Raw genomic sequence first — 13,804 nt, forward strand, 5'->3', positions numbered from 1 at the left:
GCGTTGGTGAAGGTGTGTGTTGCTGAGGGGGAATCAGGGGAGTCGGCGGTCCATCGTCAGAGTTGGACAGCCGTCAGTTCGGTGTATTCGTCGATGCCGACGCGGCCCAACTCTCGACCGAGGCCGGAGTTCTTCCAACCGCCGAAGGGGGCCAGCGGATTGAAATCGGCACCGTTGACGTCGACCTGACCGGTGTCCATGCGACCGGCCACCGCCAGCGCGCGATCGCGGTCCGCCGACCAGACTGCGCCGGCAAGTCCGTACTCGCTGTCGTTGGCCGTTTCGATCGCGTCGTCGTCGCCGTCGTGGGGAAGGACCACGAGCACCGGGCCGAAGATCTCCTCCCGGGCAATCGGGTCCGCCCGGTCGACGTCGGCCAGGACCGTGGGGCGAAGGTAGTGTCCGCGGTCCGAAATCGTCTGAGTGCCACCGGCAGCTAATCGAGCGCCACGGGCGAGTGCGCGCTCGACCGAGTCCGCAATCGCGGCCCGCTGCTGACCGGAGACCACCGGCCCCAGTTGGGTGTTGCGATCGAGCGGGTCGCCCACGGTCATCGCCTCGGAATGGGCCGCCGCCATCTCGACGGCCTCGGCGTACCGCTGCCGCGGAACCAACAGCCGGGTCCAGGCGCTGCACGTCTGCCCGCTGTTGAGCATCGCAGCTTCCACCGAGCCGACGACCGCACTCGACAGGTCGGCGTCATCGAGGACCACGCTGGCCGACTTGCCTCCCAGTTCCAGGCACGCACGCTTGAGTTGCTCACCCGCCACCCGCCCCACCTGGCGGCCCACCGTCGTCGAACCGGTGAACGAGACCACGTCCACGCCGGGATGCTCGACGATGGCGGCACCGACGACCGATCCGCGCCCGGGAACGAGATTGACGACACCCGAAGGCATTCCGGCCTCGAGTAGAGCGTCGCAGAACAGGTACGTCGAGAGCGGGGTGAGCTCGGCAGGCTTGACGACCGTGGTGCACCCGGCGGCCAGCGCCGCGCCGACCTTCGCCGCCAGTTGGTACAGAGGGTAGTTCCAGGGCGTGATGCAGCCGACCACCCCGGCCGGGCGCCGTAGGATGGTCGAGTTGCCGATCGTGTCGTGTGCCGGCATCCGTCGGGCGATGTCGGCGAACGATGCGATGATCTCGATCGCCAGGTCGACGTGCGAGGCCTCGGCGACGGTCACCGGGGCGCCCACCTCCGCGACCGTGGCGGCCACGAGTCGATCGCGCCCGGAGACCAACTGAGCATGGAGGGCGTCCAACAGGTCGGCGCGGGTGCCGGTATCGGTTCGGCCCCAGTCTTTCCCCGCGTTCCGTGCGGACCGCACCGCCGCATCGACATCGGCGATCGATGCTGTCGCGGCGCTGCCGACGACCTCCTCCGTCGCCGGGTTGTACACGTCGGAGACGGTCGGGCAGCGGCGCCACTCGTTGTCGATCAGGACCGCGTCACGCATCCACGATGTCGTCACTGCTCCACCTCTTCCTCGCGCACATGGATCAGGGTCGGACGGTCCGCAGTGAGGGCGGCCGCGACCGCGGGACCAACTTCCTCCGAGGATCCGACAGCTACCCCGTAGCAGCCGAGAGCGCGAGCCAGCGCGGGGAAGTCGGGGGTGCCGAGGTCGACGGCGTGGACCCGGTCGTCGCGGTCGACCATCTCGTTGCGGATCTCCCCATAGCCGCCGTTGTCGACGATCACCACGGGGATCGGCAGCCGGGCCTCGGCCGCCGCGGCGAGCTCGGCGATCGTGAACATCACCCCGCCGTCACCCAGCATCGCAACCACCTGCCGCTCCGGTGCACCGACTTTCGCTCCGATCGCCGCGGGCAGGCCGTAGCCGAGGGTGCCGAGCCCGGTGGGGTAGAGGAAGGACCGCGGCCGGTGCAGCGGAAGGTTCGACAGCGCTCCGTAGTAACAGGCCATTGCACTGTCGGCGGCCAGCACGGCGGTGTCGTCGAGCACCGCATCGAGCGACCTACACAGCCGCACGTAGCGAGCCCCCTCGTCGCGCGCATCCGCCTGCAGTCGCTCGCGCCACAGTTGTGCTCTCGCGGCACCGTCCCGCGGAGCTCCCGTGTACGCGGCGGTCAACGCAGCGAGGGATTTCGCGGCGTCGCCGACGATGGCAACGGTGGGCCGCGCATTGGTCGAGACCGAGGTGGGGTCGACATCGATCCGGATCAGCGTGGTGTCGGCGATAGGCCCCCACCACCAGTCCGAGGGAGCGAGCTCGGTGCCCACCGCAATCACCAGGTCGCTGTCGGCGACCAGTTTCGCGACCGACGGGTGCTGCAGTCCCGCACCGAGGGCGAGCGGATGCGATTCCTCCAGTGTGCCTTTTCCGTTCGCGGTCGTGATCACCGGTGCGCCCAGCAGTTCGGCTAGCGCACGAACCTCGGAGGCGGCCCCTGCTGCACCGCCACCGACGATCAACAGTGGCTGCTCGGATCGGCCCAGCAATGCCTGAGCCTCGTCCAGGAGCGATGGTGCCGGTGTGATGATGGAGGGGCTCACCGGCGCGACGGGAATCACGGGGGCGCTTTCGTCGAGCAGATCGAGAGGAATCTCGAGGTATGCGGGACGCGGACGTCCGGTTGCCATGGCGGCGAAGCACTGCGCAACGGCGAGAGGGATTTCCGCGACGCTCGTGACGCGTTGTGCGTGACCGACGACGGAGTCCATCGCCCGAAACTGGTCCCGGACCTCGTGCAGGTAGCCGTTGCCGTTGCTCGGGTGACCGAGCGGCAGGCCGGGCGCGACGAACAGGACCGGCACCGAATCCGAGTATGCCTGCGCCGCAGCAGCTGCCGCATTCAGGATGGCGGGACCGGTTGTCGTGATACAGACCCCGGGGCGACCGCTGACGCGGGCGTACCCGTCGGCACCGTATCCCGCGCCCTGCTCGTGACGCGGTGAGACGTGTTCGATGCCGGACTCGGCGAGAGCGGCGTAGATCGACAGATTGTGCGTGCCCGGAATCCCGAACACCACGTCGACGCCGTGTCGAGCCAGGGCGTCGACGAGCGCCTGCCCGCCGGTGCGAACTGTGCTCTGCATGTCACGCACCCTTCGTCGGATCGGTGTAGATGGCCTTGCCCAGCCACTGGCCGCCGTCGACGACGAGGACGTCGCCCGTCACGTACGCGGCCCGCTCGGAGAGCAGGTAGGCGGCGGACTCGGCCACCTCGTCGGGCGTGGTGAAACGCCCGGCGGGGACGCTCGAGAGCACCTGACTGCGCGCCTCCTCCGTGGGCCACAGCGCGGCCCCGGCGCCGGCGGTCTCGGTCGGACCCGGGGCGATGCAGTTGAGGCGAACGCCTCGCGCAGCCCACTCGACCGCGAGCGTGCGCGTCATCGCGACGACGCCGGCCTTGGCTGCGGCACTGTGGACGGTGCCGGGGTGGCCGTGCCAGGCGTATGTGGCGATCACGCTGAGGATCGACCCGGAGCCGGCGGCGAGCATGTGGCGGGAGGCGGCCCGGGTGCAGTAGAAGGTTCCGTTGAGCACGATGTCGATGACGGCCTTCCAGCCGTTCGGAGACAGGTTCTCGCCCGGCACCACGAAATTGCCCGCGGCGTTGTTGACCAGCGCGTCCAGCCGTCCGGTCCGTTCCACAACCGAGTCGATCGCCGCGTCGACGGCGGCGGCGTCGCGCACGTCGCAAGGCAGTGCGATGCCCTTGCCGCCGGCCTGCTCGGCGAGGGCGACGGTCTCGTTGAGGGCGTCTTCGCGGCGTCCCATCACGGCGACGGTGCCGCCGGCGGCCGCCCAGCGCACCGCGACGGCCCGGCCGATCCCGGATCCGCCGCCGGTGACGACCGCCACGCGGTCGGCGAACTCGGCTCTGATGTCAGGTGCAGTCATGAATCGTTCCTTGGATACGGGGGGATACGGGATGGGTCGGTCAGTGATGGGTCAGTACTGCTGCTCGATGACGAGCGCGTCGACGGCGAGGACCCCGTCGGGGCCCACCCGAAGCGGGTTGATCTCGATTTCGGCGATGCCCGGGTGCGCGGCGGCGAGTTGGGACACCGCGGCCACTGCGGAGGCGAGGGCCGCGACGTCGACCGCCGGCCGTCCGCGCCAGCCCTGCAGGAGCGGGAAGCAGGTGAGGCGCTCGAGCATCTGCCGGGCCGTGCCGGTGTCGACAGGGGCCGACTCGACGGCGACGTCCCGGTACACCTCCGCCTCGGTACCGCCGGCGCCGACGACGACCACCGCGCCCAGGTCGGGGTCGCGCCGGGCACCGAGCAGGATCTCCACCGTGTGTGGGCGGGTGTCGAGTTCCTCGACGACGTAGTCGCCGTCACCCAGGGCGGCGTGCATGGCATCGAACGCGGCGGCCAGTGCGGCGGCGTCGGGCAGGTTGACCCGGACACCGCCGACCTCGCTCTTGTGCTCGAGCCAGGCGGCCTTGAGGACGTACGGTGGTGTGAGCCGCGCGGTTGCGACCGCGAGGTCGTCGCGCCCGCGCACCGGTACGCTCCCGGGAAATCGGATTCCGGTGTCGCCCAGAAGTTTCTGTGCTCCCAGATAGCCCGCATCGAGGATGTCGGTGCGTTGTGTCGGGTGGCGCTGCTCGCGTCCGGCCTCGGCCAGTCGGACACCGTGCGCGAGCGCGCGGACCGTGGCGTCGATCGCCGGGTAGGTCGGGACCGACCGGGCGGCCATCTCCTCGGTGGCGGCGTTGCCGTCGACCATGGTGTGCACCAGCAGCGGCTTGCCGGACACCGAGGCCGCCGTGCCCAGGGCGCGTACGATCTCGAGCTCACGGTCGGCGAGCGACGGGGTGTCCGCGCCGTAGGTGCCGAAGTACCCGGTGAGCACGACGGCGTCCACCTCGTCGGACGCGAGCAGCAGCGAGACGACGTCGGAGTAGGACGCCAGGTCGCGCTCACCCGCCCCGGCGAGGTCGACCGGGTTGCTGCACGCCGCTCCGGACGGGAGTTGCCTCGCGAGAGCCGATTCCAGGTCGGGCGAGAACTCGGGAACCTGCAGCCCGGCGTGCGCCGTGACGTCCGCCGCGATGCCGGTCTGGCCTCCGCTGTCGCCGACGATGGCCACCCGGCCGCCTCCCGGCAGCGCGCTCGAGAGGAGTAACCGAGCGAGGTCGACGAGTTCGGTGGGGGTGGCGACCCGGACGGCGCCCGCGACCCGCAACGCGGCGTCGACGACGTCGGTGCTCGACGTGAGCGAACCGGTGTGAGAGCGGGCCAGGCGGGTGCTGGCCTCACTCCCGCCGACGGTCAGTACGACGGTGTGCTTGCCGGCCCGCCGGAGTCGGCCGATCGCGTCGACGATCTCCAAGCCGCCCGCGAACGACTCGAGATAGAGGGCGACCACGCGGGTGGACTCGTCGGTGGCGAGCGCGTCGAGCAGCTCCGCGGCCCGCACGTCGGTCTGGTTGCCGATCGAGACGAACCGGGAGATCCCGAGCCCGGCGCGGGCGGCGAGCAGCGCGATCTCGGAGCCCACCTGGCCGCTCTGTGAGACCACCGCGATCGGCCCGGGGGTGAACTGTCCCCAGGCCAGGCACAGTTCGGCCGCGCTGTCGTAGAGACCGAGGCTGTTCATGCCGACCAACCTGGCCCCGCCGGCGTGGATACGGGCGGCGATGTCGGGCTCGTCCGGAACGCCGGCCGTGATGCCCAGGAAGCCGCGGACGCCGAGCGCGAGGCCCTCGTCGACCACCGCTCCGATGTGTGCCGCGGGCACGCACAGGGCCACGAGTTCCGGTACATCCGGCAGCTCACTGAGACTGCCGTAGCTTGCTTCACCCAGGATCTCCGCCCTCGTCCGGTTGACGAGGTGCACCTGACGGCGATGGCGCCCGGTCAGGGCGCCCCGAGTGAGCCAGTAGCCCCACTTGGCGGGATCGGCGGTGGACCCGACGACGGCCACCGACGCGGGGTCGCTGAAGACCCTCAGATCGGTGCCGGTCGTCGGCGACGGTGTGGATGCCATGGCAACAGCTCCTGGGCGAGATCGCGTGTGTACGAGTGGGGGATCAGAAGGTGGGGAACTGACGGGTCAGTTCGGTCAACTTGTCCGAAGCCAGCGCGAATGCGGCGGCCCGAGCACTGATTCCGTGCCGGTCGGCATAGTCGAACATCTGGTCGCTCAGTGCGCGCATCCGATTGCTGATCTTCTGGAAGGACTGCTCGGCGCTGCCGTCGATGTCTCCGAAGAACACCCACCACCACCAGGCGTTGGTCGCCGAGTTGGCCACGAAGTCGGGCGAGACCACGACGCCCCTGGCGACGAGGGACTCCTCGGCGCTCGGCGTGATCGGCATGTTGGCGGCTTCGACGACGAGGACGGCACGCACCTCGGCCTGGTTGGAATCGTCGATGCAGTACGACGTCGCGGCCGGGATCAGGACCTCTGCTTCGATCGAAAGCCACTGGGAGGAGCTGAGTTCCGTGTCACCGTCCGCCAGCTGCGTGCGGTCGACCCCACCCGTCGCATCACGCGTCAGGAGGAGCTTCTCGACGTCGAGGCCGTTCGGGTTCGCGACCACTCCGTGCACGTCGGCAATACCGACGATGCGCACGCCGGCCTTCGCGAGGTAGCGCGCCGTGGCGCCGCCCATGGATCCGAAGCCCTGCACCACGGCCCGCGATGCCGCGGGATCGAGGCCCTGACGCGCCATGGCGGCGAGAGCAGCCTCGGCGACGCCGTAGCCGCCGACCAGTTCGTCGAGCGAGACCCCGTCGACCACCGTGGTGAACGCCGTCTTCATGCGGGCGGCCGCCGCGGCGGCGTCGTCGATGACGCGATGCGCGGCCTGGACGGAGCTCTCGACTCCGATCTCGGCGAGTGCTGCGTCGACGGCGTCCTGCCGAATCCCGAAGTCCTCGCCCATGTTCCAGCGCTGCTCGATGAGCGGAGCCATGGCCTCGAGGTAGCGGCGCAGCACGCTGTCGGCGTCGGGGTGGTACGGGTCGAAGTCGATGCCGCCCTTGGCGCCGCCGAGCGGGACGTAGTGGGCGCCCTCCTCGAAGTGGATCGCTTCCTTGAGGGTCATTCCGCGTGCGAGCCCGCGGACCTCGTTGAGGGTGCAGCCGGCGCGCATTCGCAGGCCGCCGCTGGAGATGCCACGGACGAGCCGGTCGATGACCAGGTATCCCGTTGCCTCGCTTTCGGTATCGCGCCAGATTGCCTCGAAGAACGGGTCGTCGGTGCGGTTGGCATCGGTCGAGCCGATGGCGTTCGGAAGGGTCAAGGACATGGAGCGTTCCTGTTCTCTCAGCTACTAACTGATTGCTCAGTCAGTATGCGAGAGTGGGGTCGGTCACGTCAAGGGTTCATTTCAGGTCAGTCCCGGTGGCCCACCGAACGCGAAGGCCTGGCGGTGGCCGTGCGGATCAGATCCCCAGCTCGGAGCGGACGGCCTGATCCATCCACTCGGCCGCATCCTTCTTCGAGACTCCGCCGTCGAGCGCGACGAGCTGGACCGCGAGCCCGTCGAGTAGGGCGGTCAGCCGCCAGGCCGCACCCTGCGGATCCTCGGTGCGGAAGTCGCCGGCCGCCACCCCGGCGCGGATCAGGTCGGCCACGACTTCACGCCAGCGGAGATCGAGCCGGTGCGTGACATCGCGCAGCGCAGGCTGGCGCAGACACGCGGACCAGGTCTCGATCCATAGCCGCCAGCCGACGGCCCGGCCGGTGGGGCCGTACTCGTACAGGACGGCGCGCAGCCGGGTCTCGATGTCGCCGTCGGTGYTTGCCAGGACGTTGTCGAGGTTGTCGAGGTCGTTCTCGGCGGCGAGTTCGAATGCGCTGACGACCACGTTCTCGAGCGTCTTGAAGTGGTAGAAGATCAGCGCGGTGCTGATTCCCAGTTCCTTGGCGATGTCCGCAGCGCGCAGCCGATCGATCCCGGACTCGGTGATCAAGTCGAGTGTGGTGGACAGGATCTCGTTACGTCGATCCTGGGTTTCTTTCCGCTGCTTCGTCTGCTTCGACACACTGGTCAAGCTACTGCACCGGGCCGGGCGGGTGGACGGCTGTCCGTGCAGGCGTGCGACGACACGCGGGAACGGGGCGTGCCGGGCAGCTCGTCCAGAGCCCGGACCGTGGATCGGTGAGAAGGTGAACAGGATCACTACGAAGACGCCCGCACACAGCCCCGCGATGACCGATGCCTTGTCCAGCTTGCGCTTGAGCAGGAGCACCGCAGCGATCGCGGGGACCACCTGGGTCGAGCCGCTGAAGGTCAGTAGCAGCATGTTGCCCAGGAGGTTCGGCATCGACAGCGCCAGGACGAGGGCGGCGAGTCCGAACACCACCACGACGATCTGGTTGACGGCGAACTTCTTCTTCTCATCCTTGATCATGAAGACGTTGTTGACCGCCAGGGGCGCGATCGCGATCAGAAGTGCAGCGGACGGAACCATCGCCGTGGCTGCCGCGGCGGTCAACACGACTCCCATCGCCCACGGCGGCAACGCTTCCGATGCCATCTGCAGCATCGCGGAGTCGCCGTCCTGATCGATGCCGAACGCGACGATCGCCGTGTACCCAAGCAGCATCGGGATGCTGGCCAGCGCACTGTAGATCGGCAGGTAGATGAGATTCCGGCGAACCGCCCTCTCGCTGTTGCTGGCCATGACGGCCGGCCAGTTGTGCGGCAGCGCGTAGAACATGACGCCGATCATGCTGATCGCCATGCTCGTGATGAACCACCAGGTGCCGTATGTGCCGTTCTGGACGTAGAGCAGTTGCGGCATCTCGGCGGCGATGGTGCTCATTCCGAAGTCGATCCCGCCGTTGAAGTGCATCGGGATCGCGACGCTGATCACGAGCATCACGATGATCATCAGCACGTCCTTGAAGTAGGACGTGCGGGCGACACCGTGCAGGCCGGACCACAATACGAAGGCGATGACGAGAACGAACGCGACTATGCTGCTGAGCTTTCCGTCGAAAGCCCCGCCGGTGGCGGCCTTGACGATCAGGCCGAGCCCCGTGATCTGCAACTGGAGGTACGGGAGCAGGAACACGATCCCGAACACCGCGGACAGCAGTCCGAGAGCGGGGCTGTCATAGTTGCCGCGGAGGAAATCGGATTGGGTGACGTAGCCGGACGCCTTCGCCTGCCGCCACAGCTTCGGTGCGATCCAGTACATGACGATGTAGGCCAGCGGGATGTACGGAATGCAGTAGAACGCCGAGGCTCCGAGCGAGACGACCAGCCCGACCGTTCCGAGGAAGGTGAAGGTCGTGAAGGTTTCGCCCGCCTGGAGGATCCAGGTCGTCATGACGCCGAAGCGGCGACCCGCGACCGCCCACTCGCCCATGTCCTTCACGGGCTGACGTCGCCCCCAGAATCCGATCGCCGCGATCAGGACGATGCCGAGAATTCCGATCGTCAACGTGACGTTCATGCCTCACTCCCGTCCTCGTCGAGGTCTTTCCGGGTGTATTCGAAGTAGGCGAGGACTCCGGAGACGCCGACACTGCTGACGAGCGTGACCCAGAGGAACAGGGATGGGGATCCAAACCACACGTGGGGCCCGTTGATCTGGGGGAGCCACGTGACCAGGAATATGAGGATGAACGGAATGGATCCGACTATCCAGTACTTTCGCATGAGAACCGCCTTGGTGGGGTGAGGTCAGCGTCCCGAAATGAACTGCTCGCGCAGCGTCGGGTCTGTGGCGATGTCGACGATGGTCCAGGCCATCGCCGTGGCCCCGTCCACGAGCGCACGGTCGGCCGACGGGCCGGCGCAGTGCGCTGCGAACTCGGGCTGATGGTTCACGGATGCTCCGCAGTCGAGAGCGACATTCGGGTGGATCGCGGGGATCACCCGCGACACGTTGCCCATATCGGTCGAGCCGAGCGGCGAATGTGCTTCTTCTACCGGGGCGAATGACCGGCCGAGTCGCACCGCATTTCGCTCGTACAGTCCGGCGAGTGCGGTGTCGTTGCGGAACTCGGAGTAGTCGGGGGAGGTGTGCGAGGTGGTCAGTTCGCACCCTGTGGCGAGTGCGGCGGCCTCGAAGCAGCGTTGTACGCGTTCTTCGAGTGCCTTCAGCGCATCGAGATCGGATGCTCGAATGTAGTAGTGCGCACCGGCTTTCGCAGGAATGATGTTCGGAGCTTCACCACCGTTCGTCACGATGCCGTGGATCTGGTCTCCGGGGCGGAACTGCTGCCGGAGAAGGCCTACGGCGACCTGGGCGAGCGTGACGGCGTCGCCGGCGTTCACCCCCTCGTACGGTGCCGCCGAGGCGTGCGCGTTCCGTCCAGTGAAGTCAACGAGGACGTCGCCGATGGCGAGTGCGTTCGTGTACACCTGGTCGACCGTGGACGGGTGAATCATCATCGCGGCGTGGGTGCCGTCGAACACCCCGGCCTCGAGCATGCGCACCTTGCCGCCCCCGTTCTCCTCGGCGGGGGTTCCGAACACCTTGACCGTGATTCCGAGATCATCGGCGAGCGGGGCCAGCCCGGACGCGGCGGCGACCGCCGCCCCCGCGATGACGTTGTGCCCGCACGCATGACCGATACCGGGGAGCGCGTCGTACTCGGCGCAGATGCCGATGACCAGGGGGCCACTGCCGGCGGTGGCCACGAGCGCAGTGGGCATTCCGGCTACATCGGGGTTCACCGTGAACCCTGCTTCCGACAGCGCGTCGCCGACCCAGTGGGAGGCGCGGACTYCCTCGAAGCCGATCTCCGGATGGGCGTGGATGCGATGACTGAGTTCGACGGCGGACTGCTCGGCTCGCCCGATGTGGTGCCGGACGGCTTCCTTCAGGTCCACGATGTCTCCTTACTGACTAATTGATCAGTCAGAGTATGAGACGCCACTCACACTCGCGTCAATGGATTGCGCGAATAAATCTTGAAACTCGGCACGAGGGCGGGTGCGGAAAGCCGTGGGATCGTGGGCGTTCCGAGTCGTCAGGGGCCCGTGCTCTCGGGGGCGACCGAGCGGTCAGTTTTCGGTTGGGGCTCGACCGCGCCCGACGGCGCCCATCCGGGCGGGCCGAACGTGTAGCCCAGGCGGTCGCGCCACGACGCGGCCGCACGGACGTCGCGGGCGATCGCCGCGTACTCGTGGGTCTGCAGCCTCCATATGTCGTAGGTGCCGACCGGTTTCGTCAGACCGTAGGTGGGGCGCTGCTTCTCGGCCTGGAACGTGCCGAACATGCGGTCCCACACGATGAGGATCCCGCCGTAATTGCGGTCCAGGTATTCGGGATCGCAGCCGTGGTGCACGCGGTGGTGCGACGGGGTGTTGAACACGAACTCGAGCAGTCTCGGCAACTTCCCGACCCGCTCGGTGTGCACGAAGAACTGGTACACCAGATTCACCGAGAACCCGACGAAGATCATCCACGGCGGAATGCCGATCAGCGGCAACGGAATCCACATCAGGATCTCGCCACTGTTGTTCCACTTCTGACGCAGCGCGGTGGAAAAGTTGAAGTACTCGCTCGAATGGTGCGCCTGATGAGTCGCCCAGATCAGCCGGATCCGGTGCGCCATGCGGTGATACGTGTAGTACAGCAGGTCGATGCCGACCAGCAGGATCACCCACGTGTACCAGGCGTTCGCCGGCAGGTGCCACGGCGCGAGATACACCCAGATCGCGGAGTAGCCGATGAGGGCGAGGAACTTCCAGAAGGCCGTCGTCGCGATCGAGACCAGGCCCATCGAGATCGACGCCCGCGCGTCGCGGAACTCGTAGCCCGCGGTAGGCGGGAACGCGCGACCGTCGCGGACGTCGGCGGCCTCGAGCTTGCGGGCCGCGAACCACTCCAGCCCCAGGAAGACGAGGAAGGCCGGTATCGCCAGGGTCACCGGGTCGCCGAGCGGTTCGAGCAGCGAACCCCACGCGGTGGTGAGGGTCTCCCACATGTGTCCTCCAGGCTGTCGCGCACCTGTCGGGAAATCTACCGGGTGGAGTGACCTGGGTCACCGTCCGGTCGGGGATCGGTAGGATTCCCTACCGAGACGGTGGGGATCGACCAGGGGGTGCCAGTGCATATCACCGCGCGAGTCGACTACGCCGTCCGCACGCTCGTCGAACTGGCGGCCGTCGGGCCCACGCCCGCGAAGGCCGAGTTCCTGGCCGGCGCCCAGTCCATTCCCCACAAGTTCCTCGAGGCCGTGCTCGCCGACCTACGTCGCGGCGGCCTCGTGAACAGCCGCCGCGGTCCCGACGGCGGCTACTGGCTGGCCCGACCGGCCGAGGAGATCACCGTCGCCGACGTCATCCGTACCGTCGAGGGGCCGCTGGCGTCGGTGCGTGGCGAGCGCCCCGAGGACGTCACCTACGACGGCCCGGCCGAGCCGCTGCAGCAGGTGTGGATCGCGGTCCGGGTGAACCTACGGTCCGTGCTCGAGGGCGTCACGATCGCCGACGTCGCGGCCGGGGCGCTGCCCGCATTCGTCGACGATCTCACCGCGGATCCCGGGGCGTGGCGGCGGCGCTGAGTTGCCAGGCCACCGAGATCGTCCCGCGGCTCCGTGCCGGACGGGCGAGTTGTCCGGTCCGGAGCCGCGGTGCAGAGGGACGGGCCGATGCCGCCCATGTCATCGCCGTATCGGCAGCGATGCCGTGGCTCAGGCCGAGAGCCGCACCGGAAGCGTCTTCCACGTTTGCAGCGTGTTGTTCACGCCCCTCTCGGGGGCGCCGGCCAATTCGATCGTCTTCACCTTCTCGGCCAGGACGGTCAGGAGCGCTTCCGCCTCGAGCCGCGCGACATGTTGGCCGACGCACTGGTGAAGACCCATCCCGAATCCGAGGTGGCCGGAGGGGTCGCGCGTGAGTGTGAAACGGTCACCGTCCTCCCATCGCCGCGGGTCCGTGTTGCCGGCGCCGATCACGAGCAAGATCTTGCTGTGCTTTCCGAGTTGGACGCCTTCGAGTTCGACAGCCTTCGCCGTTGTGTGGAAGACGAACTGGAGAGGTGACGCCCAGCGGACGGCTTCGTCGAAAGCTCGACGGACCAGCTGGGGTTCGCTGCGCAGTCGCTGCCATTCGTCCGGATGTGTGGCGAAGGCGTGGAGGATGGCGGCGACACCGTGGACGGTGGTGTCGATGCCGGCCGACAGGAGGGAACGAACGACGAGTGGGGCCTGGTCGGCCGTCAGTTCCCCTCGGTCGGATGCCTCCCAGATCTTGGCGCCGAATCCGTCCGGGCTCAGGCTCTCGCGCTCGCAGAGAGTGGCGACCCATTGGGAGAGCTCGGACAGCCGAGCGGCCCCGCGGTGGAAATGCTCGTTCTGGGGCCCGAAGGCATTGAAGACCAGATCGCCGTAGGCGAGGAGGTTGTCCCGGTTCTCGGGTGGAAGACCGACGGCGTCGGGGAAGACCTTCAAGGGAAACGCAGAGGCCAAGTCCTTCATGGCATCGACCTCCGGGCCGCGAGCGAGAACCCGATCGACGACCTCCTCGGCCTCCTCGAGCCAGTGCTCGCGCAGCCGCCGCAGCGCTCTCATGCCGAGCACGTCGGTGAGTACCCTTCGGGGAGCATCGTGCTCGGGAGGGTCGGTCTCCGTCGGATTTGCCTTCGGGCGCCAGGGCTTTTCGGTGTGAAAATTGGCGAGACCCACGCCGGCGCCCACTTGGTAGGTGGGCCAGTCGGCGAACACCTCGCGGATCGTGTCGTAGCGTCCGGTGGCGTACACGCCGTAGGCGTTGAGGTAGACGACCGGCGCGGTCTCCCGGATCTCCTGCTGTACCCGTGATCGGTCGAGGAGATTCTCGAGCGCGAAAGGGTCGATATCCAGTTCTGTAACTGGTGCAAGCTGTGCTGGCATCACATGGTCCGATCTGC

General features: G+C 68.0%; 11 protein-coding genes. 1 reads left to right on the forward strand and 10 read right to left on the reverse strand.

Translation table 11 applies throughout. The features are described 5' to 3' along the window. Positions 1–56 precede the first annotated feature (56 nt). The 9 genes from AB4Z09_RS23585 to AB4Z09_RS23625 all read right to left on the reverse strand — a co-directional run bounded on the left by AB4Z09_RS23585 (position 57) and on the right by AB4Z09_RS23625 (position 11,879). Positions 57–1,472: an aldehyde dehydrogenase family protein gene (locus tag AB4Z09_RS23585; RefSeq protein ID WP_254622742.1), complete on the reverse strand. Its 1,416-nt coding sequence runs from the start codon at positions 1,470–1,472 to the stop codon at positions 57–59. Further along, positions 1,469–3,061, reverse strand: coding sequence for a thiamine pyrophosphate-binding protein (locus tag AB4Z09_RS23590; RefSeq protein WP_174907628.1), 1,593 nt, complete (start codon positions 3,059–3,061; stop codon positions 1,469–1,471). Before AB4Z09_RS23590 ends, AB4Z09_RS23585 begins: the two co-directional genes overlap by 4 nt. A gap of 1 nt (position 3,062) precedes the next feature. Further along, positions 3,063–3,869 carry an SDR family oxidoreductase gene (locus AB4Z09_RS23595; protein WP_174907630.1) on the reverse strand — a complete coding sequence of 269 codons (807 nt, stop codon included), beginning with the start codon at positions 3,867–3,869 and terminating at the stop codon, positions 3,063–3,065. 51 nt (positions 3,870–3,920) lie between these two features. Beyond that, a complete protein-coding gene (locus tag AB4Z09_RS23600; protein ID WP_174907632.1) occupies positions 3,921–5,969 on the reverse strand; it encodes an acetate--CoA ligase family protein in 2,049 nt (682 codons plus the stop codon). Positions 5,970–6,012: 43 nt separating this feature from the next. Next, complete coding sequence (locus AB4Z09_RS23605) at positions 6,013–7,236, reverse strand: Glu/Leu/Phe/Val dehydrogenase dimerization domain-containing protein (protein ID WP_174907633.1); 1,224 nt, start codon at positions 7,234–7,236, stop codon at positions 6,013–6,015. Positions 7,237–7,372: 136 nt separating this feature from the next. Then, a complete protein-coding gene (locus AB4Z09_RS23610) occupies positions 7,373–9,394 on the reverse strand; it encodes a TetR family transcriptional regulator C-terminal domain-containing protein (RefSeq protein ID WP_442240799.1) in 2,022 nt (673 codons plus the stop codon). Beyond that, positions 9,391–9,600, reverse strand: coding sequence for a hypothetical protein (locus AB4Z09_RS23615; protein WP_114723841.1), 210 nt, complete (start codon positions 9,598–9,600; stop codon positions 9,391–9,393). Before AB4Z09_RS23615 ends, AB4Z09_RS23610 begins: the two co-directional genes overlap by 4 nt. Before the next feature lie 24 nt (positions 9,601–9,624). After that, on the reverse strand, positions 9,625–10,773 hold the full coding sequence (locus tag AB4Z09_RS23620; RefSeq protein ID WP_442240804.1) for a M20 family metallopeptidase: 1,149 nt from the start codon (positions 10,771–10,773) through the stop codon (positions 9,625–9,627). A 146-nt stretch (positions 10,774–10,919) separates the two neighbouring features. Next, positions 10,920–11,879: a sterol desaturase family protein gene (locus AB4Z09_RS23625; protein WP_174907639.1), complete on the reverse strand. Its 960-nt coding sequence runs from the start codon at positions 11,877–11,879 to the stop codon at positions 10,920–10,922. Positions 11,880–12,002: 123 nt separating this feature from the next. Between AB4Z09_RS23625 and AB4Z09_RS23630 the strand changes: the two genes are divergently transcribed. Further along, entirely contained in the window at positions 12,003–12,458 is a 456-nt protein-coding gene (locus tag AB4Z09_RS23630; RefSeq protein WP_114723843.1) for an RrF2 family transcriptional regulator, read from the forward strand. Positions 12,459–12,587: 129 nt separating this feature from the next. Here the strand turns inward: AB4Z09_RS23630 and AB4Z09_RS23635 are convergent, their stop codons facing one another. Continuing rightward, positions 12,588–13,787 (reverse strand): cytochrome P450, encoded by a 1,200-nt coding sequence (locus AB4Z09_RS23635; RefSeq protein ID WP_174907640.1) that lies wholly within the window; start codon positions 13,785–13,787, stop codon positions 12,588–12,590. Between the last annotated feature and the right edge of the window lie 17 nt (positions 13,788–13,804).

The sequence above is a fragment of the Rhodococcus sp. TAF43 genome (genome assembly GCF_052113525.1).
GTDB lineage: Bacteria > Actinomycetota > Actinomycetes > Mycobacteriales > Mycobacteriaceae > Prescottella.